This window comes from Veillonella faecalis, assembly GCF_024677885.1.
Lineage (GTDB): Bacteria > Bacillota > Negativicutes > Veillonellales > Veillonellaceae > Veillonella > Veillonella nakazawae.
Window position 1 is genome coordinate 218,338 of sequence record NZ_JALBWL010000003.1, and the last position, 24,753, is coordinate 243,090.

The window sequence follows — 24,753 nt, forward strand, 5'->3', positions numbered from 1 at the left end:
ACGGTATATATACATTCAATTGTACCTTACGATTTATCTATCACAAATTATAACAAGGACGTTTGATTGGACGAAATAAAACGACCTGAGCTTTTAAATTCAGATTGATTATAAGCGCCTTCGCCATGTTCACTAATATCAATACCAAGTGATTCAGAACCAATGCTAACACGCATATCCATGAAAGCGCTAACGATTTTAAATAGTATAAATGTACCTACAATAGCAAATACATAGGCAATCACGAGTGAAAGCAATTGAGGACCTAACAAGGAACCACCATAGAACAACCCATTCGCCCCATCTGGATTAATAGTTGTGGTAGCCCATAAACCGGTAGCAATAGCGCCCCATGTACCGCCTACACCATGAATACCAAAGGCATCAAGAGAATCATCATAGCCAAGGCGATTTTTAATGATCGCTACCGCTAGGTAACATACGACTGCCCCAATAAAGCCAATAATAATGGCGGCCATAGGCGTTACAAAGCCTGCAGCTGGTGTAATAGCTACTAACCCAGACACCCCACCAGAGGCAGCCCCTAACACAGTAGGTTTACCACGGTGTATCATTTCTACTAGTACCCAACCTACAATACCAACTGCTGCAGAGATTTGTGTAGTTAACACTGCATTAGCTGCAAGGAAGCCTACGCCAAGGGCAGATCCTGCATTAAAGCCAAACCATCCAAACCATAGAATAGCAGCTCCAAGAATTGTCATCGGCAAATGGTGCGGTAGCATAGGCATGCGCCCATAACCGCGACGACGGCCTAACAGCATACATAAGGTCAATCCAGATACACCAGACAGAACATGTATCGCAAGTCCACCAGCAAAGTCTAATGCACCCAAATCACTAAGGAAGCCACCGCCCCAAATCCAATGGGCCATCGGATTGTATATAAAGATAGACCATAGCAAAGCAAATACTACAAAGGGTGCAAAGCGCATCCGCCCCGTAACAGAACCACTCATGATGGCTGGTGTAATGACAGCAAACATACATTGGAATGCTATAAAAGCAAGCTCAGGAATATGGGTATCACTTAAGATGGTTGTTTCCGCACCACCAAGGCCAAATTTACTAAAGTCGCCGATGATACCATGTAGATCATCACCAAAAATCAACGTATAGCCGATCAAAATAAACTCAACAGAGATGACGCCAATTAAAAAGAAGCTCTGCATGATCGTACCTAGCACATTTTTACTACGCGCCATCCCACCATAAAACAACGCTAAACCAGGTGTCATAAAGAATACTAAGGCAGTGCATAACAAGACCCATGCTGTGTTGCCCGTATCAATCATATTGACCATAAGAAACTCCTTTCCATACAAAAAGCGCCTTGCTCGCAGAAACTCTGCATGCAAGGTGCCGTTACCTAACTATTTTATTGTAGTAATATACATCACTACATACATCGTATATTAGATTATAATGTATGTCAACAAATTCTATAGAATTTTATTTTCAATCCCATAAATTTCTATGAAACATACTAATTATCTAAAAAAAGAGCACTCATAACGAGTGCTCTTTTAAATATTTAATAAAACAAGCTATTATGCTTTTGCTTCTTTACCGTATTTTACAAGGCTTTCAGCTTCGATTTCAGCTTGTGTACGATAATCTTGAGGAATATTGGACAAGCGAATCCAGCTGCGTACAGCTTCTACCAATACGATAAGGATCATGAGGAACATAGCAGCACTAAATGCTACTAGGATCCATTTACCAGCTGGGATATAGCTGTTAAATACGTTTTCAAAGTCCGCAGCGATAGCAACGATAGCCATAAGGATACAAGGAATACCTGTTACCCATGCATAACGTTTGCGGCCAAGTCGCATGATAACTGTAGTACCTACAGCTAATGTCATAGTACCTAATAATTGGTTAGATACGCCGAATAAAGGCCAGATAATACCGATGTTACCTTGTAGAACTAGGTAGCCCCACAAAATACAAATTAAAGCTGCACAACCATAAACGCCAGGAGCCCAATGTTGGTCGTTGAATTTAGGATGGAAATGACCTAATAATTCTTGAAGTAAGTAACGACCTACACGAGTACCAGCATCGATCAAAGTCATGATGAACAATGCTTCGAACATGATACAGAAGTGATACCAGTAACCTAGCAAGTGATCCATGTTAGGCAATCTGGAGAAGATATGAGCCATACCTACTGCAAGGGATACGGCGCCACCAGGACGGTGCATCAAGTCTTCACCAACCATTGCAGACAATGCTGGCAATTCATGAACTTGAAGGCCTAATGCTTTGAAGGATTCAACAGTGGAGTTGATTGCAAAGTAATCATCTGGATGCAATGCAGTTGCGGCAATCAACGCCATCATAGCGATGAAGCCTTCTGTTAACATTGCACCATAACCGATAGGCAAGATTTCTTTTTCATTAGTAAGCATTTTAGGTGTTGTACCTGTTGCGATAACAGTATGGAAACCAGATAACGCACCACATGCGATAGTAATGAAGATATAAGGGAATACAGAACCTTTCAATACAGGACCGCCACCCCAGATGTAAGGAGTTACAGCTGGCATTTGAATTTCAGGCATTACGATGATAATACCAAGAGCCAATGCGCCGATTGTACCGATTTTAAGGTATGTGGACAAGTAGTCACGAGGAGCAAGCAATAACCAAACTGGCAATGCTGCTGCAAAGAAACCATACACGGCAAGCATGATTTCGATGGTTTGCAAGTCATATGTAAACCAAGAAGCGTATTCACTAGCTGCTACGTTTGGACCGTAGATAATAGCTGCGAAGATCAACGCTACACCAATAATAGTTGCTTCTTGAATTTTACCAGGACGCAACCATTTCAAATAAATACCAATGAAAATAGCGATTGGAATTGTAGCAAATACGGAGAAGAAACCCCATGGGGAGTTATGCAATGCGTTAGCTACTACTACGGCCATACCAGCAAGGGTGATGATCAATAGGAACAATGTAGCTAGCATAGCACCGAAACCAGCGAATTTACTAATTTCTTCCCGTGCAATATCCGCAATAGATTTACCATCATAGCGAACGGATGCGAATAAGATAACCATGTCATGTACAGCGCCGGCTAATACAGAACCGATAAGGATCCATAATGCACCAGGTAAATACCCGAACTGGGCTGCGATAACAGGACCTACAAGAGGGCCTGCACCAGCAATCGCTGCAAAGTGATGACCAAATGTTACCCATTTGTTAGTTGGCACGTAATCGTGACCATCATTGTGGACCATAGCTGGCGTTGGACGATATTCATCCAATGTTAATACTTTCGCCGCTATGAAAGCCCCATAAAAGCGGTACGCTAAAATTAGAATACACGCGGAGGCTATAACTAAGTAAATACCATTCATAACCATATAAACACCTCCAATTGTCTTGTGTGACATGGTGTTATATAAAAATATCTGATAAATCTTTTGCACATCCATGCCACATTGGCTCTCAAAACTTTTAGTACTTACAATAATATTGTATATCTAAACATAGAAGTGTCAATTATCAATTTCTCATTTTGGATGTACATTATGAGTTAAAGACATAATCAGAACCACCCGCAAAACGGGTGGTTTGCTCACGGGCTATAAGCCCGTAGTACTAGGCCAGCGTCTAAAGGCGCTGGCTTCCACTACGTTCAAGCCGCATAGCCATTGACTCGTAACGTTCCCCTTAAAGGGGATGTGTATTACTTGCTACCCTTAAAAGGGTCCTCATATTCTTTTACACTAAGTTTATCTTTCATTTGGTCATGTAACTCTTGCTCACGTATATATTTCTTTACTGTAGCCTCATTTAAACCTACTGTACTAACATAATAACCCTCGGACCAAAAGTGTCTATTTCCAAATTTATACTTTAAGTTTGCGTGTTTATCGAACATCATTAGTGCACTTTTCCCTTTTAAGTATCCCATAAAAGATGATACTGATATTTTAGGCAGGATTAATACTAGCATATGCACATGATTAGCCATAAGCTCCCCCTCTATAATCTTGACGCCCTTATATTCACATAAACGTCTCAATATTTCACGTAAACTATTTCTGTATTGATTATATATAACTTTACGTCTATACTTAGGTGTAAATACTATGTGGTATTTGCATAACCATTTTGTGTGCGCAAGGCTCTGTGTCTTTGTTGCCATATAAAATCACCTTTCTTTTGCATATAATGCGGCTTGAACACCTACATTATACTTAAGCAAGGTGATTTTTTTGTATAACTTTCGTTGCCGCACCCGCATAGCGGGTGGTTTAATGATTAGCGACTACGTCGCGAACCAGTCTAAAGACAATAACTAAAGGGGCACCTCCTTCGAGGTGCCCCTTTGCTATGGTTTCTTAAAGAATTCCATATCATTAGTCTAATATAGTAAAACAATATATATTTTCTATTTAAAAAAGGACTTTTCTAAACGCATAAGCAAACACGATAATCCCCCATAATGCAGAAAACGCTGCAATAAGGCCCTCTTTAAAATATATACTACCTCTTTTTTGACAAAACCCCGTGAGTATTGTAAAAAAGAAGAAAATCAACCAAATACTGCCATAATCTACTATAAATTTATAATCTTTATCCATTAAAAATTTAAGATTTAATACCACTAAACTTATAATAGAGATTATAGATAAATACTTTGTTAGGCTACCAAAAATTCTATGTTTTTTCATATATTCATATTTTTCATCAAATGAACATTTACGGATCTCAATTTTATATAACCCTATAGATAATGATATAGATATAAAAACAAAAAAATATCCTAATATTCCAAGTTTACTCATTTTCTCCCCGTTTTCCAGAGTTTTAAGGATTAATTTTGACTTTGTAGCGATAGATATATAGACTTATCAACTTCATCTAAGTCTTCAATCTTATACTTCGTTTTACTTGCATCAAAATGATAATATTTCTTTACATGATCTAATAAAGCTTTGGACTCTTGGTTTTGTTTGGAGAAGAATAGAATACAATTCATATTATTATCAAAGACAATCATATTATCCTTACATAATAAGTATAGATACGAGCTGCCAGCCTTATCTTTCTCTACAAAGGCATCAAAGAAATAAGGAAATTTAGAGTTAGAGAAACTAGTATCAGATACAATAAATTGGCTAAACAATTTGCTAATATGAATTTCATTCTTAGGCCCAAATTCTAAAGTTACACTGCGCCCAACCAACTCATCAGATGATGGTTCATGATAAAACATAAAAGCTATAAAAGCTGTTATTAGAGTTATGAGAATAATAATCCCAAGAAAAAACTTTTTCATCAATCTAGCCCCAAATTTTTTCTATATCAGCGATGCTATGTGCATCAGAGCCTAGTACGAATGGCACCCCGATGATAGCAGCCATACCTTGGATAAAGCGGCTTGGGTACATTTCACGGCAATCTGGTTTGAAGAAGCCACTCATGTTGTAGTCTAGTTCGCGCCCTTGTACGCGCATAATATGTAAAATATCGCTTACTACCTGCGCATTGCGGCGATCCAAGTGACGCTCAAAGCCAAAGTGGTGTTGGTATTTCTTAATCAAATCAAAGTGACCAATGCGTTTTGGCGTATATTCACCAAGATCAGCACGCACCGCTTGGCGCACGGTGGAGTAATATTTGTAATATAACTCATATTGCTTTTGAATCCACGGACCAAAGCCCTTTTCAAATTCTTTAGGGCTATAGTCTAAGCAGTAATAGGCATTATTCACGCCTTCCATAAAGTGAACGGACAAAATATTGTCATCTGTTAATGGACCATAACGGTCCAGAAACTCTTGAATATCTGCCTCAAAGCCTGGAATGTAATCCACTTCAAAGCCAAGGGAGATGTCGATATGCGTGCCATAAGCACGTTGCAATTGACGGCCTAATTCTAGATAGGAATCTACTTGGTTCAATTTCAAAGACGCTGTGTCATAAGCCTTTTGGTCACCGCCGTATTCAACGGCAAAAGCCTTTGGCAATGGCGCATGCTCTGTAAGGCATACTTTCTCAATACGCAACTCAATAGCCTTTTCGATCATCATTGCAGTCCGGTCTCCACTACCATGTGGACACAACTCTGTATGTACATGACCATCTACGAGTCGACTGCGATACTTGCTATAGCCAACGAACTGTCGTTCATCTTTCATGTTCATTCAATCACCCTATTCGCCCTAACCCGTAGCGAACCCTTATCTATCATCTGTACATTTAGTTTGTAATTTAATATCTACGTTTTATTATACCAATAATGCGTATGTTTCGGTATCCTGATATTTTCCATGTTTGAAACCAACTTGCGGTGTTAGACCACAATAGGTGAATTCAAACCGTTCATGCAATACTGTACTTGCCGCATTTCCAGCAGTAATAACAGATACTACCGTATGCAATGTATCAGTCACTCTTGCATGATCTAATATATGCGCCATCAACTTAGATGCCACACCCTTACCTCTATAATCTTCGTGGATGTAAATAGATAATTCTACAGTGCTTTTAAAAGCATCCTTTGTTCTATATGGTGAAAGCGATGCATAGCCTACTACAACATCGTCCATAAGCCCTACAAAAATACAGTGCTCCGCTGTCTGATGCGCCTCAAACCACTTTTGCCACTCTGGCAGCGTACGAGGTTCAAGATCAAGGGTGGCTACGCCATTTACAACCTCGTAATTGTAAATATCTAAACAATCTGCAACATCATTCTTTGTAATTGATCGTATAGTAAGCACAGTAATACACTCCTAATCTTTCGTCATTCCTAAAATTTATAGTCAGTACCTTGTATATCGCTATTTATGAAATTCAAGTTTTGCTATAATCAAGATGTCACCAACTCCATCCTGGGGAAACAGGTACAGGAAGGAGGTGTGCCAATGAGAAAATTCCTCATACTCTTTATTGTACCAGTTATGATAAATGTGGTTAGCTACCTCATTTATAAATTGCTCGACTGGTATTTAAACTGGTGATTGAGCGTCGGTTTATCTCCGTGAAAAGATAAATAAAAAGCCCCCTAGGTATTTGGCCATTCCTAGGGGGTCTTTTTACGTGTACCAATAATGATACCTCATACTCTTTAAGCTAATTATAGTATACCTTATTCTATGAATTTGTCTAGTTCTATCTATTACACAATTACGAATAGTAGTACTGTAATAGCAATCAATGCCCCAATTACAGCGTAGTCCATAGTTTTCAATCCTACGGATGCTGCAAAGCTATGTGTAGATCCACCGAAGCCGCGTAGTTCTAGGGATAGCGCCATTGTTTCGGAGCGGCCCAAGGATTTTAAAAGCAATGGTTGGATCACGGATGCATAGGATTTGATGCGTTTAATGAAGTTGCCTTCTAAGGATAAACCACGGCACGCTTGTGCCTCTTGTACAGCATGGCTTTCAGCAATGAAATCAGGCACAAAGCGTAGTGCTGCCGTGAACATAAATGCATATTCGTAAGGAATTTTGCATTGTGTTACGAGCGCTGCTGTAAGGTCTTGCAATTTTGTAGTTGCCAACAAGCAAATGAATACAAGTGTCATGGCAAGCATACGCAAGCCGGATACGATGGCAGATGCTATATCGCCGCTGCCGAGGAATTGAACGATGCCAAGGAATACGGCAAAACTGGTCAATGCCATTACGGCCTTACGTTGTTTGATCAATAAACCTGCAACAAATAACACGACAAGTTCTACAACGACTAATGCCAATAGCGATGCCCAGTCACGCAATAGGATGGCCCACACGGATACAGCAAGGGTCATCAAGATTTTTGTTAACGGTACTAAACGTTCCATATGTCCCTCCTATTTTCCGCTCAACTGAGCCACTAACTTGGATTTCAATTCATCCATAGATTTGCAATAACCTAAGGATGGTACCGCTAGTGAAAGTTCCACACTTGGCGGTTTTGTGAGGCCTAGGTCTTGCAATTCATCCGTAGATTTCTTGAACAGTTCTTCTGGACTGCCATCAAAGGCAACGGTTTGGTTACCCATGATGAGTGCACGGCTACATTCGCTAGCCATGATTTCCATATCATGTGTAATGAGAAGGATCGTAATGCCTTCTTGATTAAGTTGACGCAATAGTGCTAACAACTCTTTAGTTTCCTTACCATCTTGACCACTTGTTGGTTCGTCGAGGATAAGGATTTTAGATTGCATTGCTAGTGCAGAAGCAATAGCAACACGTTGCTTTTCGCCGCGGCGCAATGTTGGAGGATAGGCTTCACGTAAGTGAGCGATACCTGTACGCTCCAACACTTCATCAACGATGCGTTTCACTTCGGATTTACTGCGACCTAGTGATTCAGGACCAAAAGCAACCTCTGTGGCTACTGTTGGTCTAAACATTTGGCGATCTGGTTGTTGGAATACATAACCAATAAATTGACCACGTTTAGATGGCGGCATAGATGTAATATCCGTACCATTATAGTACATGCGGCCTTCGCTCGCCTTTTCAAGACCTACAAGCAAACGAGTGATAGTCGTTTTACCACAACCATTGCGACCACCGATGGCAATATATTCGTCGCCTTCGATGGTGAAAGTCACATCACGGAAGATGTCTACAGATGGCACATAGCCAAAGCGGATATTTTCAACCTTAAGCATGAGCGCCACCGTCCTTTCCTTGTACATTATCAACGCGTTGAATAGGTTTTCTATCTTCTACTACAGTAGTATTTGTTTGGTTATTGGTAGAGTTGCTTTCACCATGCACCTCAGTTTGAATAGCATGAGCCATTTCAATTTGGTGCAAGCCCTTGATAGCAGACTCGATGCTGAGCCAAGGCTCATCGCTGTGGAAGCCCGCTTGCTCAAGTTCCATATACGTAGTGAACACGGATGGCAACGCATCTACGTGAATATTGTGTTCGTACATGTAACGAAGCGTAGTTGGTACATCGTCATCGCACGCAATAGAGCCATCCACCATGAGAGCCATGCGATTTGCATACGGCAATACAGCGTGCAAATCATGATCGATAACAACAACGGTAATACCATGTTTCTTGTTCAAATCACCTACGAGGCGATATAATTCGGCAGTCCCATCTGGGTCGAGGGAGCTCGTTGGTTCATCAAGAACAAGAACAGTTGGGTTCGTAGCTAATACGGAAGCAATCGCCAAACGTTGGCGTTGACCACCGGATAGACTAGTAATCTTGCGGGCTTCTAAGCCGACAAGACCAACTTGTGCAAACACCTCTTCAGAACGAGCTTTAATGGTTTCACGGTCATAACCGCGATTTTCCATAGCAAAGGCCACTTCTTCACGAACTGTCATCGTTACGAGTTGTGTATCGTAATCAGCGAGAACCACACCGATGTGATTAGCCAATTCAGGAATTTCCATTTGCGTAGTCGCTTTACCATCTACGAACACCATGCCTTCAAGGCGGCCGCCGTAGAATTTAGGTACAGCCCCTACCATAGCCATGCAAAGGGTACTTTTACCACAACCAGCAGGACCAGTCACAACGAGGAAGTCCCCATCATGTACGTCGAGATTGATGTTTTCAAGAGATGGTGTAGTCGCCTTAGGATGGTAGTAATTTACGTGTTCAATGGAAATCTTAGCTTGGCGCTCAGGCAAGATCGTCATATGACTATGGTCAGACGTCAATTGATCTGTACTTGGCAACATACCGCGTTTAGAGAATAGACGTTGCGCCGGAATGTACAAGATTGGCGTAATGGCACCATTCAAAGCGCCTACGATAAGAACCATCGGCCACATACCATACATATATACATTGTCTGGTAAGCCCAATACTTTCCACAAAATAGTAACGAAGATACCGCCAGATACAACTGTGGCTAAGAAGCCAGATAGGATTGGCGTTAAATCAAAACCACCGATTTTACGGAACTTCACGGACAACATAGCGCGCGTCACGAGAGCTGCCGTCAAAGCACCACCTGGTTCAGACAACAAGTTGCCATAAGGGAATGCTGACTTAGATGTCAAAACATTGATGAGGGCCGCTACAAGGCCAATCCCCAACGTTTGACTTAAACTAGGACGAGTCAATAAAATAGCTACGCAGTACGTAGCAATCGTCCAGTTCGGCGTTACCCCAGCCACACTAGGGCTCACCAAATGCAATATCGTGCCCAATGCGAGCATCAATGTGCTGACAGTGACCCATCTAAACTGGCCACCCTGCACATGCGTGTACACAAGATCTTGAATCCGTTCCATAATAGCCTCTTTTCTAAAAATGAATATATAGTGTCTATTGTAACATCCTTCGAGAATTTGTTAAAGCCAAGATACTATTAATAAATAGTATCTTTATCATATGATAAAAAGCACCATCTATTAACGATAGTGCTTTTAAGAACTAATGTACTTCATCTAATAGTATTCTAAGATAATCACGTCTACTGTTTAATATTCTATCAATATAGATAGTCCGGTCTAAATAACGGTAAAAGCTTAAATAATTATGACAAAGTAAATATCTGTATTCAATTTTACTTTCTAAATTAATCAATAATCGCTGCCCCATTTCTGGAAATATACTCAACGAGTCATTCGTAGTCACTATATCCGAAACGGTTTTCTTAGCTAGCTCAATATCACCGGTTTCTTCTTCTATAAAAGATTTTATTTCTAGCAAATCTTCTCGTGCTTTTGGTGCATAGCTAATTTGATTATTCATAATTAAATCCCCAATTCACTCTTTAGTTGCTCTGATGAAATCCAGCCTCGTTCTTCACCAGATTTACGACCTGCCTCTAAAGCCCCCATAAGTTTTATAGTAGCCATTACACGCTCATAATCTTGAATATCCATAATTGCATATCTACCTCTACCATTTTTAGTTAAGAATACGGGACTATCTATAGTAACATCACGTAAAACTTCAGAATAATTACGTAAATCTGAAATAGGTTTTATATTCGGCATACTATCACCTCCAAAATACTTTAGTGATATAACACTCATCTTTCTAATATCTTATCATTATTGTAGTTAAATTATCATGTAAATTCAACATCAGATTTTACAACATTTCTTAAAATTACTATCAACATATATGATACTGCTTTCTTCCTTTTCTTGTTATATACTTGTTATATAATGTGCATAGATACTTATATACGAAGAAATGGACAATAATTTAATAACTAATATAATAAATTCTAATTACATTCACATAATACATATAATTTATCTTTAATAAAGGAAATACATCATGGCACAAGCATTAATCGTAATCGACATACAAGAAGGCTTAGTTAAAGAAAATCCTTTCGATACAAAAAATTTTATCATAAATACAAAAGCAATCATTCAACATTTCAGAGATCAAAATATAGAAGTAATTTTTATGAGACATTCTGAAGATGATGGTTTATTAGCAACGGGTAGTGATAATTGGCAAGTTTATCACGAATTAAAGCCTCAAGAAAACGAAAAGATTTTCAATAAATATTACAATAGCATCTTCAAAAATAGTGGGTTAAAGGAATATTTAGATAGTAAAAGTATTACCAATTTAACATTCGTAGGAATGCAGGTGGAATTTTGCATTGATACATCTGTGAAAGTAGGCTTTGAATATGGCTATAAAATTACCATCGTCGAAGATGCTATCTCAACCTTTAACAATGAGCATCTACCTGCCGATCAAATCTTATCCTTTTACAAAGAAAAAATTTGGAGAAATCGATTTGCGCAACTAAGAACAACAAAAGAAATTCTAGCTATTAATTAAATTGTTATGCTCACTTTCCCGTCATATAGTTGTGATATAATGCATATAAATACTTATGCCTAGGACATAGGAGGTCTATATGTACAAATATATTACTATTTTAGGGGCCGCTGGCCAGATCGCACAGAAGTTAACTGCTACATTATTAACATATACAGATATGCACCTTACATTATATGGTCGTCAATTATCTACTCGTTTACATCCAGAAATCTTGGAACATGAACGAGTTACAGTCATTGAAGGCTCTTTCCAAAATCCTGCAAAATTAGAACAAGCTGTAACAAATGCAGAAATCGTTTTCGTAAGTGCTATGGAGTCTGGCAGTGATATGGCGGCTATTGTGAAAGCATTGAGCCGCAAAAATGTGCGTCGCGTTATCGGCCTTTCTATGGCTGGTCTTTCTGGTGAATTCCCTGCAGCACTTGAAAAATGGACCTTCGATAGCTTGCCTATTAGCTATGTACAAGGCGAACGCCAAGCACGCAATGTGTTACGCGAATCCAATTTAAACTACACAATCTTGCGTCTCACATGGCTTTACAATGATCCAGAAAATACGAATTACGAGCTCATCCCTGAAGGCGTTCAATTTAACGATGCCCAAGTTACACGTGAGGCTGTAGTAAAAGCAATCTTCGACATCTTACATGTAGATGATGAAACACCATTCCACCGCGCAAGCATCGGCGTAGGTGAGCCAGGTACACACTACGACAAACCAAGCTTTCACTAATATATAGCTATATTAAGAACAAAGGCCTAACAGACTATGAATATAGGTAAAAGCTACAGTGATACAATAAATATTAATGATACTACAACTAGCATTTTACAAGCTAAGATAGATATATTATCTGCTATTGTAGAAGGCCAAAATGATATTATCCAAGGGCGTACTCTATCTCTAGAGAAATCCTTTGATAGCATAGACAAAATGTTAGAAAAAATATAAATAGTATAATCTATTAATTTTTTAATATAAGGTATATCCAAAATCCAGAGAGTACATTTTTACTCATGTAACATAGATTTTGGATATACCTTTTCTTATTCTTATATTTTATAGTTATTTATATAGATAAAGTTCTGTATTTACGCTATACTAATAAATGATTAAGTTATACTAATAGATATGTGAAAGTAAACGCCTATGCGGTTATCGACACCATTTATATATACATTTCTCTGCATAAAATATCGCGAAATCCATGTATAAAAATTAACGATATCCATTATTAGTCCCACTTAGGGATGAGGCTGATTAAGGAGTTATTATGAATCGCATTGTTGTTATTGGTAGTTGCAACATGGATATTGTAGTCCTCGCGGACAAACGCCCTACAGCAGGCGAAACAATTATGGGCAACGAATTGCACATCGCTCACGGCGGCAAGGGTGCAAACCAAGCGGTAGCTGCTGCTCGTCTAGGCGCAGAGGTTACTATGGTTGGCTGTATCGGTGCAGATGCATACGGCCAAATGATTTTAGATAATCTAAAAGAAAATCATATTAACACAGACTACATCGTTACGGTTCCAAATACTACAACAGGTACGGCACACATTACGTTGGCTGAAGGGGACAACAGCATTATCGTTATTCCTGGCGCTAATGCTAAGGTAGATCAATCTATAGTAGATAATGCTTGCTCTGCTATCAAACAAGCAGATCTCGTAATGGTACAAAACGAAATTCCTATTCCTACAATCGAATATATTGTTCGTCGTTGCCACGAGGCTCATGTAAAAGTCCTCTTAAATCCTGCTCCAGCAGCGGACCTCAGTCCTGAATGGTTAGAATTGGCAACCTATATCACGCCAAACGAGCATGAATTATCTGCCCTCTACCCAGAGCAGTCTACAGAGCAAACATTGTTAGCCAATGAAAATAAAATCATCGTTACCCTTGGCAGTAAAGGTGTAGGCTACGCCGATAACGGTGAAATCCACACCGTATCAGGCTTCAAGGTTGACCCAGTAGATACAACAGGTGCAGGCGATACCTTCAACGGTGCCTTTGCAACTGCTATCGTTAATGGTAAAAGCTTAGCTGACGCATTGCACTACGGCAATGCAGCTGCGGCCCTCTCCATCCAACGTTTAGGCGCCCAAGGCGGCATGCCTACAAAGGACGAGGTTGCTGCATTCTTAGCGGAGAATTAACTATTGAATAAATAAGGAGTTTACCATGCAACGACACGGCATTTTAAATAGCCATATCGCTAAGGTTCTTGCAGATCTTGGTCATACAGATACGATTTGTATCTCCGACTGTGGTTTACCAGTACCTGAAGGGGTTCAAAAGATTGACTTAGCCTTAGATTTTGGTGTACCAAGCTTTGAACAAGTGGTATCCATCATCGCTAAGCATATGAAATCCGAAGCAATTCATGTGGCAAAGGAAATTAAGGGCAATAATCCTGAGGCTTATGACTTCTTGGAGTCTACCTTCCCTTCCAGTCAATACGAATGGATTGAAACGAGCCATGAAGCTTTCAAAGAAGCAACAAAACAATGCAAATGCATTATTAGAACTGGTGAAGCATCTCCGTATGCGAACATTATCTTGCGCGCCGATTGTATCTTTAGCGATCGTCCCTAGAGTAGTAGATTGACTAACTCGATTTATACCGTAAGAAACTGATCCTCTAAATCAGTTTCTATAAATTAAATAGGTTAGCAGTCAAAGATTACTAACCATCTAATCTATTACACACACTAGAGATACTTTCACCAATCATATAGGAGTAGTTATGGAAATTGTTATGTCAGGCATTGCGAAGGCATTTGGTACGAACCAAGTACTGCGCGATGTAAGTATTACTCTCAAGGAGGGCGAGGTTCACGCCTTGATGGGCGAAAACGGCGCCGGCAAGTCCACCCTCATGAATATCCTTACGGGCATTCACAAGGCAGACGCTGGTAAAATCACCATCGACGGCGTAGAACGTACCTTCCCGAATCCGAGAGAGGCCGAGCTAAACGGTGTGGCTTTCATCCACCAAGAGCTCAACATTTGGCCAAATCTAACATTGTTAGAAAATCTATATTTAATGAGACCGAAGCGCAATAAATTTGGTATGCTCGATAAAAAAGCGATGCTCGCTGAGGCGGAAAATACATGCCGAGAGTTAGGCATCGAATTACCACTCACAACTGAGGCAGGTCTTTGCTCCGTTGGTCACCAACAAATGACGGAAATCCTTCGCATCTTGATGTTAGATGCCAAGGTGGTCATCATGGACGAACCAACAGCGGCCCTTACAGAGCGTGAAACGGCGACATTGTTTAAGATGATGCGCAAAATGAAAGCACGCGGCGTTGCCATCGTATATATCTCTCACCGTATGGAAGAGGTATTTAGCGAATGCGATACGATCACAGTTATGCGTGATGGTCACACCATCATTACAAAACCAACATCTGAAATTTCTGTAGACGAAGTGGTACGCCACATGGTAGGCCGTTCTATTGACGAGTTCTACCCAGCTCGCACTACAACACCAGGCGAAGTGGTCATGAGCGTAGATAACCTCAAACCAGAAGGTTTCGACAACGAAATTTCCTTCTCCTTGCGCAAAGGGGAAATCCTCGGCGTAGCAGGCCTCATGGGCGCAGGCCGTACAGAAATCATGCGCGCTATCTTTGGTGTAGATAAACACAATGGCGGTACCGTAACAGTTAACGGCTCCGTTCTGAACTGTAAAAAACCAGAAGATGCCATCAAAGCTGGCATTGCTTTCATCACAGAAAATAGAAAGAGCGAAGGCTTGATCCTCGATTTCTCCATCGGTTCCAATATTACATTGCCGAACCTTGGCGAAATTTGCCCATCTCATATATTGGATAAGGGCAAGCTCAATTCCTTTGCTGACGAATTGTCTAAAAAACTAGGCGTTAAAACACAATCTATTCACGAACCAGCATCGTCCCTATCCGGTGGTAACCAACAAAAGGTGGTTATCGCGAAATGGGTTGGTAAAAAGCCATCCATTATCATCATGGACGAACCGACACGGGGTATCGATATCGGTGCGAAACGTGATATTTATGATTTAATGAACGAATTAACGAACAACGGTGTGTCCATTATCATGGTGTCCTCTGAATTACCTGAAGTGCTGGGCATGAGCGACCGCGTTATGGTCATTCATGAAGGTCGCGTAGCAGGTATCTTGGACCGCAGCGATGCAACACCAGAATCGATTATGACATTAGCCACAGGAGGACAATAATGGACAGCAAAGCTCTACAATATGTAAAAAAATTAGGCCCCCTCATCGGCCTCATCCTATTATTTGTAATTATCTCTGTCATGAATGACAGTTTCCTTGAATTCTCTAACTTGCGTAACTTGTTGCGCCAAGTATCCATCAATGCGATCATCGCCTTTGGTATGACGTTCGTTATCTTAACGGGCGGTATCGACTTATCCGTTGGTTCCATTCTTGCCCTCTCTAGTGCAGTGATGGCCAATCTCATCGTAACTGGTACTGACCCTGTGTTAGCTATCGTATTAGCTGCAGGTGCAGGCCTTGTATTGGGCGGTATTAACGGTCTCGTTATTACCTATGGCCGCGTAGCTCCATTTATTGCTACCTTGGCGACCATGACAATCTACCGTGGTGCGACGCTAGTATTCACAGACGGTAACCCAATCTCCGGCCTAACACAAGATCCTCTATTCCACGGCTTTGGCCAAGGGGATATTGCAGGCCTTCCAGTTCCAGCGATCACCATGTTCCTAGCTTTCATCGCCCTCTGGTTCGTATTGAGCCGCACATCCTTAGGCCGTAAGACATACGCCGTAGGTGGTAGCGAAAAGGTTAGTTACATTGCTGGTATCAAGATTGACCGCGTTAAAATCTTCGTGTACGCCTTGACTGGTATGCTCTGTGGTATCGCTGGTGCAATTATCACTTCTCGTCTTAACTCTGCACAACCTACAGCAGGTGCAGGCTACGAACTTGACGCTATCGCAGCCGTAGTGCTTGGCGGCACAAGCCTTGCTGGTGGTCGTGGTCATATCGTTGGCACATTAATTGGTGCCCTAATTATCGGTACCCTCAACAATGGGTTAAATATTCTCGACGTTTCCAGTTTCTATCAACAAGTCGTAAAAGGTATTGTTATTTTACTGGCTGTTCTTGCAGACCGCAAGAAAGCTTAGGAGGTTCCTATGAAAAAACTATTGTTACTGTTGGCGATGGCTATTATGGTTATCGGTCTTGTAGCAGGCTGTGGTAAAAGCGCTGATAACGGCGGCGACAAAAAATCCGGCACAATCGGCTTCTCTGTTTCCACATTGAACAACCCATTCTTCGTATCTATGAAAGAAGGCGTTGAGGCTCAAGCTAAAGCGCTTGGTCTTAAAGTTAAAATCGTTGACGCTCAAAACGACCCTGCAAAACAAGCAAACGATATTTCCGACTTGCTTGAAAGCGGCGTTTCCGTATTGATCATCAACCCTGTAGACTCTGCAGCTATCTCTACTTCTGTAGAAGCAGCAAATGCTAAAAACATTCCTGTCATCACTGTTGACCGCTCTGCTGACAAAGGCAAAGTAGTGGCTCACATCGCTTCCGATAACGTAAAAGGTGGCGAAATGGCAGCTCAATTGATCGTTGATAAAGTAGGCAAAGCTGCAAAAGTAGCTGAAATCGAAGGTATCCCTGGTGCTTCCGCAACTCGTGAACGTGGCCAAGGTTTCCACAACGTAGCTGACAAAGACTTAACAGTAGTAGCAAAACAAAGTGCTGACTTCGACCGCACAAAAGGTTTGAACGTAGCAACTAACATCTTACAAGCTAATCCAGACGTACAAGCTATCTTCGCTCATAACGACGAAATGGCTTTGGGCGCTATCCAAGCAGCTAAATCCGCAGGCAAAACAATCTTCATCGTAGGCTTTGACGGTACTGCTGATGCAGACAAAGCTGTTAAAGACGGCACATTGGCTGCAACAATTGCTCAACAACCAGACCAAATGGGTAAAATCGCTATCGATGTAGCTCAAAAAGTTATCAAAGGCGAAGCTGTAGAAGCTAAAATCCCTGTAGATCTTAAAGTTGTTACAAAATAATTGTATATAGAAACTGGGTACAAAAAAGAGTCGCATCCTTTGATGCGACTCTTTTTATTTTGGCTCTCGTTCTAAAAACTCTTCGGCTCTCGCTCTAAAAACTCTTCGGCTCTCGCTCTAAAAACTCTTTGAAAAACGCAATAAACCTCGGCAAATAGGTTTGATCTAAACTTTCAATAGTCATATTACATTTGTAATTATAAACGGTACAGATGTTAATCTCCATCGTTAGAGCACCCTTTTGATCTAACGAGAATGTAAGCGTATCCCCTTCTCCTGTCAGAATATTTGTAAAGGTTGCTTCCCCTTTGCAGTTTTCATACAAGTTAACTAAGGCTTTATAACCAGCGCGAATGCCTGACCAATCACTAGGGTCAATATATCCAGAACAAATATTATAGCCCTGTTTAATATATACGCCAAACACACCAAATGGAGATAACTCTGTATCCATATCAAAGGCAATGGTTAAATTTGGTTCATTTACAATTTCATACATTCTATGTCACGCTCCACAAACAACATTTTTTGTTTATTATAACACTGTGTTTGTGAATAAAATAGAAATTTTTACCGTTCTATAATATCTTCTTAAAGAATATCGTCGTATGTACCTTCCCAGGTAGTTGTACTCGCTTATATTCTTTAAAGCCAAAGTTTTCGTACATTTTCGCAAGCCACGGGTGTTCTGCAGCGGTACCAAGTGTTACAGCAGGAGTTTTATATACGTTGCGGAGTAGGTCTTCTGCTTCGGCGAGGACTTCTCGAGCATAGCCCTTTCCCTTATGTTCAGGGGCCGTCACAAAGTGTGCAATATGCGGGTATACATCTGGTGTAGCCTTGAGAATCCAAGGCATGCGGAATGAAATAGAACATACCAAGGAGCCATCTACGTAGAGGCCATATACTGGATATTTTAAGATCCATGCGCGAGACTCTTCTTGGCTAAAGTTGATGGCATCGAAGGATATAGGATAGTTCTTATTCTCTGCGTAGCCCGCAATCAACACCTCGTGGTACTCAGCCGCATCATCTACGGTTAATTGTCTAAATTCTTTCATTATGTACCTCGTTTATAATGCTGCGCTATCGAGAGGCAATTCACTATCGAGTGTAAGGTAACGGCTCAAGAATTTACGTGTTCGTTCTTCTTTTGGATGTTCAAGTACCACTTTAGGATCACCTTGTTCTACGATGACGCCACCTTCCATGAATACCACTTGGTCTGCTACTTCTTTAGCAAAGCCAATTTCGTGCGTTACGATAATCATGGTTACCTCTAACTCTTTAGCAATTTTGCGGATAACAGCCAATACTTCCCCTACAAGCTCTGGGTCAAGGGCTGATGTAGGTTCGTCAAAGAGGATAACCTCTGGATCCATAGCAAGGGCCCGAGCGATGCCGATACGTTGTTGTTGACCACCGGAAAGTTGTACAGGATAGTAATCATCATAGCCTTCCATGCCTACTTCCTTGAGGAAACGTTGAGCAATTTCACGGGCTTCAGATTTTTTCATTTTCTTAACTGTTACAAGGCCTTCCATGATGTTTTCAATAACAGTCTTGTTAGAGAATAAGTTATAAGACTGGAACACCATGGATGTATTGCGGCGTACGTTTAAAATTTCCTTGTTAGACGCTTTATGTAAGTCGACAGAAATATCGTTTAATTGCATCGTCCCTGCGTCTGCCTTTTCAAGGAAGTTAAGCGTTCTAAGGAACGTCGTCTTACCGCTACCAGATGGGCCGAGGATAACCGTTACAGACCCTGTTGGCACATGTAGGTCGATGCCCTTTAAAATTTCACGGTTCCCGAAGGATTTGTGAACTTGTTTAATATCTATCATAATGCATTACCTCGTTTATACTTGCTTGCATAGACTTCTAAACGATGGAAGATAAATTCAAAGACAATCCCCATCACCCAGAATAGACCGGCCACCACGATGTAGGCCTCAAAATACTGCGAATTTTCCTCTGTATATAACTTTGCAGCGCCAAATAATTCAATAACAGTGATAACGAATACGATGCTGGTACTCTTCATAGTATTAAGGAATTGGTTTGTAAATAGTGGCAACGCAAAGACTGTCGCTTGTGGCAATACGATACGACGGAACGCTTGGAACCAAGTCATACCAATGGCCTGAGCCGCTTCCATTTGACCTTTCGGTACGGATTGCAAGGCAGCCCGGAAGATTTCACTCAAATAGGCCCCTGTATGCAGTGTTAAGCCTACAACGGCTACGAAGGTTGCTGGCACCTTTTCAAACGGCACATGCACCCCTGTTTGATCCTCTAGTGCGAGGAATAGAATTGGCAAGCCATAGTACACGAGGTATAAGAGAACCATGTTCGGAATACTACGGCACAACAATACGTACAAATAGCTGAGCTGACTGAGCACAGGTACTTTATTTTGTTGTAGCACGCAACTTAATAACCCTAGGATTGTACCCAAACCAACGCTGAGGAAGGTAATCATGAGGGTTACTTTCACATAAGGAATGACAGCAAAGAAGGTGCCATAAATATAGGTTGAATCAATAATATGTCCCATAAGCCCCTACTCCTCACTGATCAAAATGCGTTGCGTTTCCTTGCCCGCAACAGTAAAACGTTTTTCAAGCAATCGGCCCAAGAGGGACACGATGATAATTAAAATGCCATAAATGATGGCCGCATCGACGAATAACTCAAGATAGCGCTGACTATTTCCGCCCATGAGGTCCGCCTTACGCATCATATCGACAACGCCGACGTTAAAGATGAGGGCCGTTCCTTTCAACATGCCGATAACGAGGTTCGTCAACGGTGGAATGCTCATGGTGAAAGCCTGCGGCAAGATGATGCGCACATAGCTTTGGAATTCAGTCATACCAAGACTCTTAGCGGCTTCCTTCTCACCAGGCGCAACCGCATCAATACTGGAGCGCATGATTTCAGCACTATATGCCGCAATATGCAATGTAAACACGGCATATACAAATACAAGGCCCGGCACATTTTTCATGTTAAGACCCATATGGGACATGATTTCTGGCACCCCAAAGTAAATGAGGAAGAGTTGTACCAAGAACGGCGTGCCCCGCATAAAGGAGATAAATACAATAAATAATTGGTTTAATACTGGCACCTTCTTGAGGCGAATGATGGCTATAATAGAGCCCAATATAACACCTAAGATGGCAGAAATAACGGTGATGAGCACCGTTACGTGAACATAATTCAAGAGCTGTGGAAACGCTTGGATCATGTAGGACACATCAAAATACTTGCCCACAGTAGTACCTCGTTTCTATACATAATAGAATAAGGCCGCCAAGGCGGCCTATTCGTTATTTTTGTGTTGGATCGAATGTATAATCCCCACCAAGATATTGTTCAGAAAGTTTTTTCAACGTACCGTCAGCACGCATTTCTTTCATTGTTTTATCGATTTTTTCGTTTACTTGTTTCATATCATCTGTGCGTTTAGACAAGAAGTATGTAGGTACTACTGCCAATACATCGCCTACGGCTTTGAGTGGCAAGCCACGGTCCTTAATAGCGGAGTTAATTACGTATTCGTACTCACCTGCTGCATCGGCACGGCCTGTAGCAACGAGGTTCAATGTTTCGGCACCTGCTTTATCTGTGTAGATAATGTCGATTGGTGGATTAGCTGTTTCATTAAATTGTTTTACTAATTCATTGAACTCAGAAGATGTAGTAACGGCGATTTTTTTGCCTTTTAAATCATCTAATTTAGAAATGTCGTTGCGGTCGTTTTTCACTACTAATTTACGTGTGGAATAGTTATTAACCTCGTTTGTGTAGTAGTATTTTGCTTCACGAGTTGGATTGCGGCGCATTTGGTTCGCAATCATATCCACTTGGCCTGCATCCATCGCTACGAAGGCAGCATCAACGGCCATAGGCTTGAAGTTGAAGTGAAGGTCTGGATTACGACGTTCAATTTCTTTCAACAATTCTACGTCAAAGCCTGTAAGGTTGCCGTTATCATCTGTATAAGAATACGGGCGAACTGTACCACGTGTAGCTACGTTAACCACTTTAGCATCTGGGTTCACTTTTTGTTCTTTAGATGTATCATCACCGCAACCAGCTACAACGAGCACGCCTAGTGCCAATGCGCCGATAGCGAACAATTTCGTTAATTTCTTAGTATTAAACATGTAAAACTCCTTCTTTTCGCAATGTTTGCAGGAATGGCTCTACCTTATCAGTATTAGTAAAAGCCTCAATCATTCTATCTATTTGTTTCGTCTCTAAGGTGAGACCTAGTTTTATGCGTATATCCTCCATAGTAAGAGGATTCTTCGGCGATCCTTTCGGATTGTTCACCGTTTCTGTGAAAGTATCTCCATTTTTCAAGGTAACGGTTACAGTTGTAATCCGCTCTGTTTGGGATACCTTCGGCAAGTCATAGACACGCTCTATACGCGACATATAGTCTCGCACTGATTGGTCTATAGTATCTATCTTAAATAATTCATCTTGTACCGCCCCATAGGCGAGGACTTGGTACACGATGTACTCTATGGAAAACTGACCTTCTCGACCTGTTGTTGGCGCTGTATACCGCAATGCTGCATCAGCACCAGGTGGGAAGTGAACAGTAACTCGATCTATATCCTCCCAAAGGGAAGAAAAGAGGGTGGCACATAGTCTACGTTTACCTTGTTCCTCTGCATCTGGTGAAACGTTGTAGTGCTTAGACACATACGAAGAAGATGTATATATTCTATGTGCCACGGTTTCAGCTGCTTCAGCACCACAAATGGCTGCCGAGCAATAGGGGTGGACTTTCATCCACAAACCAGGATCAATGAGTTGCCCTGGAGCTAACCAACGGCTAGCAATGTCATTTGATGTAACAGTAATGTTACCGATTGTTTTAAACCAACCCAGTTCAGGGTCAAATGGTTTTGTACTTGTTGTTAGTGATGTATGTTGCAACAGTTCGTAAGCCCATACGCCATTGCGTGCTGCAAGTCCCGCATGGAGCGGCTTACCATCTGTACCACTTTGAAAGAACATGCCCGCCGACTGAGTAGCAGCCAGAGACAGGAGCTGAGCCAAGCTTTCACCATGAAGGCCTCGCAAAACGCCTATAGCGGCCGCCGCCCCAATGACACCAACGGTCCCCGTAGAATGCCATCCTTGGGTCCGATGGGCAGGATTGATGAGGGAACCAATAATCCCCTCTAGCTCGGCGCCAATGATATAGGCACGGAAGAAATCATGCCACGTATGATTCGGCTCGAGCACTGCCAGTAAAGCAGAGTATAAAACAGTACTGAAGTGACCCGCTAGATTCGCTTGCGCATCATCAAAATCAAGATAATGCGAGGCAAAACCATAATATAAGGCTTTATCAGCTTTAGATACATTTTCTCCATTAGTCCCGATGAGCCGAGCCAAATCTTGAACGGCTTGCTCATCCTCAGCAGGTGCTAAGGATGCCAGATAATCTAGAAAGGCAATGCGAGCCACTGACAAGAGATCCTCACGGTTCGTCACATCCGTTTGTTCTATGTAGTTCACAATCGTCTGTGTTACTGAATCCATGGGCCCTCCTCTGAGCAATTTATAATTGAATAGCTACTCTATCAAGTATTTAGCAATGATATATTTATCCAACTAATTATCTATCTAATGATTTATCTAATTATTTACCAAATTTTTCAGCACGGTCATTTGGTTCTAACCAAATGGAATCATCTGGACCTTTTGGAATGAGGCGTGGTAAATCTTCAAATGGCGTATGGTCTACGTAGTAGAAACGTTTACGCATAGAGTCGAAGTCTGTTGTGCCCCCGAACGCTGGATGGGAGTACAAGTCCTTTGCGTAGTTCCAAAGGTTTGGATAGTCTACGAGGCGTTTTTTATTAACCAAGTATTTTTGGTAGAATACGAGGTCAAAGCGCGCCAATGTTGGGAAAATACGAATGTCTGGATCTGTAATCGTATCACCCATCAAGTAACGCTGCTTGCTAAGACGTTCTTCAAGCCAATCTAAGCGAGCAAAGATACGATCGTAGTAGTACTCGTAATCTTTTTGGTTTGTTACGAGAGCCGCTAAGTTTACCGCCAAGTTGAAGTCAGCGTAGATGATAACGTTCAATGCATCGATATCAGCACGCAATTCTTCTGGGTAAATATCTGGAGCATCAGGAGAGATGAAATCTTTGAAGCCCAATGCTAATTCTGTAGTCAACGCATGGTAATCGTTGTTTACTACCGCACCAGTTGTAACATCTACGATAGCTGGTACTGTGGAACGTGCGTCGTAGTTAGGGTCGCCTTTGCGGTACGCTTCACCTAAGGAGTGAATACCCAATACAGGGTCCTTTTCGTCTTTATCAAGGGTAAAGAACCAATCTGCAATAACGCCTGCTGGACGCAATGGATCAACCGTGCCTTTAGAAATTACTGTATCTAATCCAAGCAAATCGATGGCGATAGCAATACGGTGAGCCCAAGGACAATGCTTAGACCATACAAGACGATAACGGTCTTTTTCTACAGGTAGAAGCCCTGGTTCACTCCCAAAAGGTGTTGTGAATTGAGGTTCTTCGCTATCAGAATATTTTTGACGACGGTTAAAATTCGATGCATCTTTACCTTCATACTCCTTTTGCTCCCCTTGAGAACGAGGATTACTAGACTGAAACTCAGAAAAATCGATAGGACAAGGATTCATAGCACGTTGGAACTCAACTTCTTTTCGAGCTGCCGCGATACTAGGATCCTTGATGTTACTTACATCTACGTGTTCACTCATTCTATACTCCTATAGAGGTCATCTCTATTCGCTTTACAATTCTTATTTTGAAAGCTACTGTGATATCCCTCACTTATTCCTACTAATATAATATGATT

Annotated in this window: 28 protein-coding genes; 8 read left to right on the forward strand and 20 right to left on the reverse strand. The window is 41.3% G+C overall.

All coding sequences use genetic code 11. The annotated features are described in order from the left end of the window. Window positions 1–47 precede the first annotated feature (47 nt). The 12 genes from MOQ65_RS07695 to MOQ65_RS07750 all read right to left on the reverse strand — a co-directional run bounded on the left by MOQ65_RS07695 (window position 48) and on the right by MOQ65_RS07750 (window position 10,970). Window positions 48–1,325: an ammonium transporter gene (locus tag MOQ65_RS07695; RefSeq protein WP_295221673.1), complete on the reverse strand. Its 1,278-nt coding sequence runs from the start codon at window positions 1,323–1,325 to the stop codon at window positions 48–50. Between the two features lie 246 nt (window positions 1,326–1,571). Further along, on the reverse strand, window positions 1,572–3,404 hold the full coding sequence (locus tag MOQ65_RS07700; RefSeq protein WP_105094545.1) for a carbon starvation CstA family protein: 1,833 nt from the start codon (window positions 3,402–3,404) through the stop codon (window positions 1,572–1,574). Window positions 3,405–3,730: 326 nt separating this feature from the next. Continuing rightward, window positions 3,731–4,192 carry an IS200/IS605 family transposase gene (tnpA, locus tag MOQ65_RS07705; protein ID WP_257847185.1) on the reverse strand — a complete coding sequence of 154 codons (462 nt, stop codon included), beginning with the start codon at window positions 4,190–4,192 and terminating at the stop codon, window positions 3,731–3,733. Window positions 4,193–4,442: 250 nt separating this feature from the next. Continuing rightward, complete coding sequence (locus MOQ65_RS07710; protein WP_257847186.1) at window positions 4,443–4,835, reverse strand: hypothetical protein; 393 nt, start codon at window positions 4,833–4,835, stop codon at window positions 4,443–4,445. A 29-nt stretch (window positions 4,836–4,864) separates the two neighbouring features. Further along, entirely contained in the window at window positions 4,865–5,266 is a 402-nt protein-coding gene (locus tag MOQ65_RS07715) for a hypothetical protein (RefSeq protein WP_257847187.1), read from the reverse strand. A 67-nt stretch (window positions 5,267–5,333) separates the two neighbouring features. Continuing rightward, entirely contained in the window at window positions 5,334–6,197 is an 864-nt protein-coding gene (hisJ, locus tag MOQ65_RS07720; protein ID WP_257847188.1) for a histidinol-phosphatase HisJ, read from the reverse strand. Window positions 6,198–6,281: 84 nt separating this feature from the next. Beyond that, window positions 6,282–6,782 carry a GNAT family N-acetyltransferase gene (locus tag MOQ65_RS07725; RefSeq protein WP_308221111.1) on the reverse strand — a complete coding sequence of 167 codons (501 nt, stop codon included), beginning with the start codon at window positions 6,780–6,782 and terminating at the stop codon, window positions 6,282–6,284. Window positions 6,783–7,174: 392 nt separating this feature from the next. Then, entirely contained in the window at window positions 7,175–7,843 is a 669-nt protein-coding gene (locus MOQ65_RS07730) for an energy-coupling factor transporter transmembrane component T family protein (protein ID WP_257847190.1), read from the reverse strand. A 9-nt stretch (window positions 7,844–7,852) separates the two neighbouring features. Beyond that, on the reverse strand, window positions 7,853–8,665 hold the full coding sequence (locus MOQ65_RS07735; protein ID WP_257847191.1) for an energy-coupling factor ABC transporter ATP-binding protein: 813 nt from the start codon (window positions 8,663–8,665) through the stop codon (window positions 7,853–7,855). Beyond that, complete coding sequence (locus tag MOQ65_RS07740; RefSeq protein WP_257847192.1) at window positions 8,658–10,259, reverse strand: tryptophan transporter; 1,602 nt, start codon at window positions 10,257–10,259, stop codon at window positions 8,658–8,660. Before MOQ65_RS07740 ends, MOQ65_RS07735 begins: the two co-directional genes overlap by 8 nt. A 142-nt stretch (window positions 10,260–10,401) precedes the next feature. Next, window positions 10,402–10,722, reverse strand: a complete 321-nt coding sequence (locus tag MOQ65_RS07745) for a type II toxin-antitoxin system RelE/ParE family toxin (protein WP_129823534.1) — start codon at window positions 10,720–10,722, stop codon at window positions 10,402–10,404. A gap of 2 nt (window positions 10,723–10,724) precedes the next feature. Then, the gene (locus tag MOQ65_RS07750) at window positions 10,725–10,970 is read right to left on the reverse strand and encodes a type II toxin-antitoxin system prevent-host-death family antitoxin (RefSeq protein WP_257847193.1); all 246 of its coding nucleotides are present in this window, start codon (window positions 10,968–10,970) and stop codon (window positions 10,725–10,727) included. Between the two features lie 289 nt (window positions 10,971–11,259). Here MOQ65_RS07750 and MOQ65_RS07755 point away from each other — a divergent pair, with 289 nt between their 5' ends. The 8 genes from MOQ65_RS07755 (at window position 11,260) to rbsB (ending at window position 17,865) form a co-directional block, all read left to right on the forward strand. Then, the gene (locus MOQ65_RS07755; protein WP_257847194.1) at window positions 11,260–11,781 is read left to right on the forward strand and encodes a cysteine hydrolase family protein; all 522 of its coding nucleotides are present in this window, start codon (window positions 11,260–11,262) and stop codon (window positions 11,779–11,781) included. A 79-nt stretch (window positions 11,782–11,860) separates the two neighbouring features. After that, a complete protein-coding gene (locus MOQ65_RS07760) occupies window positions 11,861–12,517 on the forward strand; it encodes an NAD(P)H-binding protein (RefSeq protein ID WP_257847195.1) in 657 nt (218 codons plus the stop codon). A 36-nt stretch (window positions 12,518–12,553) separates the two neighbouring features. Continuing rightward, window positions 12,554–12,736 (forward strand): antitoxin PHD, encoded by a 183-nt coding sequence (locus MOQ65_RS07765; protein WP_105094034.1) that lies wholly within the window; start codon window positions 12,554–12,556, stop codon window positions 12,734–12,736. A 322-nt stretch (window positions 12,737–13,058) separates the two neighbouring features. Continuing rightward, window positions 13,059–13,946 carry a ribokinase gene (rbsK, locus tag MOQ65_RS07770; RefSeq protein ID WP_257847196.1) on the forward strand — a complete coding sequence of 296 codons (888 nt, stop codon included), beginning with the start codon at window positions 13,059–13,061 and terminating at the stop codon, window positions 13,944–13,946. Between the two features lie 25 nt (window positions 13,947–13,971). Continuing rightward, window positions 13,972–14,385 (forward strand): D-ribose pyranase, encoded by a 414-nt coding sequence (rbsD, locus tag MOQ65_RS07775; RefSeq protein WP_257847197.1) that lies wholly within the window; start codon window positions 13,972–13,974, stop codon window positions 14,383–14,385. A gap of 151 nt (window positions 14,386–14,536) precedes the next feature. Then, the gene (locus tag MOQ65_RS07780; RefSeq protein ID WP_257847198.1) at window positions 14,537–16,018 is read left to right on the forward strand and encodes a sugar ABC transporter ATP-binding protein; all 1,482 of its coding nucleotides are present in this window, start codon (window positions 14,537–14,539) and stop codon (window positions 16,016–16,018) included. Further along, window positions 16,018–16,953 carry an ABC transporter permease gene (locus tag MOQ65_RS07785; protein ID WP_008715159.1) on the forward strand — a complete coding sequence of 312 codons (936 nt, stop codon included), beginning with the start codon at window positions 16,018–16,020 and terminating at the stop codon, window positions 16,951–16,953. Before MOQ65_RS07780 ends, MOQ65_RS07785 begins: the two co-directional genes overlap by 1 nt. A 9-nt stretch (window positions 16,954–16,962) precedes the next feature. Beyond that, window positions 16,963–17,865 carry a ribose ABC transporter substrate-binding protein RbsB gene (gene rbsB, locus MOQ65_RS07790; RefSeq protein ID WP_257847199.1) on the forward strand — a complete coding sequence of 301 codons (903 nt, stop codon included), beginning with the start codon at window positions 16,963–16,965 and terminating at the stop codon, window positions 17,863–17,865. Between the two features lie 94 nt (window positions 17,866–17,959). Here rbsB and MOQ65_RS07795 read toward each other — a convergent pair whose 3' ends face one another. The 8 genes from MOQ65_RS07795 to MOQ65_RS07830 form a co-directional block, all read right to left on the reverse strand. Beyond that, window positions 17,960–18,364, reverse strand: coding sequence for a hypothetical protein (locus tag MOQ65_RS07795; protein WP_257847200.1), 405 nt, complete (start codon window positions 18,362–18,364; stop codon window positions 17,960–17,962). Window positions 18,365–18,443: 79 nt separating this feature from the next. After that, window positions 18,444–18,926 carry a GNAT family N-acetyltransferase gene (locus MOQ65_RS07800; RefSeq protein ID WP_257847201.1) on the reverse strand — a complete coding sequence of 161 codons (483 nt, stop codon included), beginning with the start codon at window positions 18,924–18,926 and terminating at the stop codon, window positions 18,444–18,446. Window positions 18,927–18,938: 12 nt separating this feature from the next. Beyond that, the gene (locus MOQ65_RS07805; protein ID WP_257847202.1) at window positions 18,939–19,712 is read right to left on the reverse strand and encodes an amino acid ABC transporter ATP-binding protein; all 774 of its coding nucleotides are present in this window, start codon (window positions 19,710–19,712) and stop codon (window positions 18,939–18,941) included. Then, window positions 19,709–20,425 carry an amino acid ABC transporter permease gene (locus MOQ65_RS07810; protein ID WP_008603263.1) on the reverse strand — a complete coding sequence of 239 codons (717 nt, stop codon included), beginning with the start codon at window positions 20,423–20,425 and terminating at the stop codon, window positions 19,709–19,711. The genes MOQ65_RS07805 and MOQ65_RS07810 overlap by 4 nt, the downstream gene beginning before the upstream one ends. Before the next feature lie 6 nt (window positions 20,426–20,431). Further along, window positions 20,432–21,148 (reverse strand): amino acid ABC transporter permease, encoded by a 717-nt coding sequence (locus tag MOQ65_RS07815; protein WP_004697693.1) that lies wholly within the window; start codon window positions 21,146–21,148, stop codon window positions 20,432–20,434. Between the two features lie 55 nt (window positions 21,149–21,203). Further along, window positions 21,204–22,043 carry a transporter substrate-binding domain-containing protein gene (locus MOQ65_RS07820; protein ID WP_257847203.1) on the reverse strand — a complete coding sequence of 280 codons (840 nt, stop codon included), beginning with the start codon at window positions 22,041–22,043 and terminating at the stop codon, window positions 21,204–21,206. Next, window positions 22,036–23,439 (reverse strand): MmgE/PrpD family protein, encoded by a 1,404-nt coding sequence (locus MOQ65_RS07825; protein ID WP_257847204.1) that lies wholly within the window; start codon window positions 23,437–23,439, stop codon window positions 22,036–22,038. The genes MOQ65_RS07820 and MOQ65_RS07825 overlap by 8 nt, the downstream gene beginning before the upstream one ends. A gap of 100 nt (window positions 23,440–23,539) precedes the next feature. Beyond that, window positions 23,540–24,655, reverse strand: coding sequence for a glutathione S-transferase C-terminal domain-containing protein (locus MOQ65_RS07830; RefSeq protein WP_257847205.1), 1,116 nt, complete (start codon window positions 24,653–24,655; stop codon window positions 23,540–23,542). Window positions 24,656–24,753: the final 98 nt, after the last annotated feature.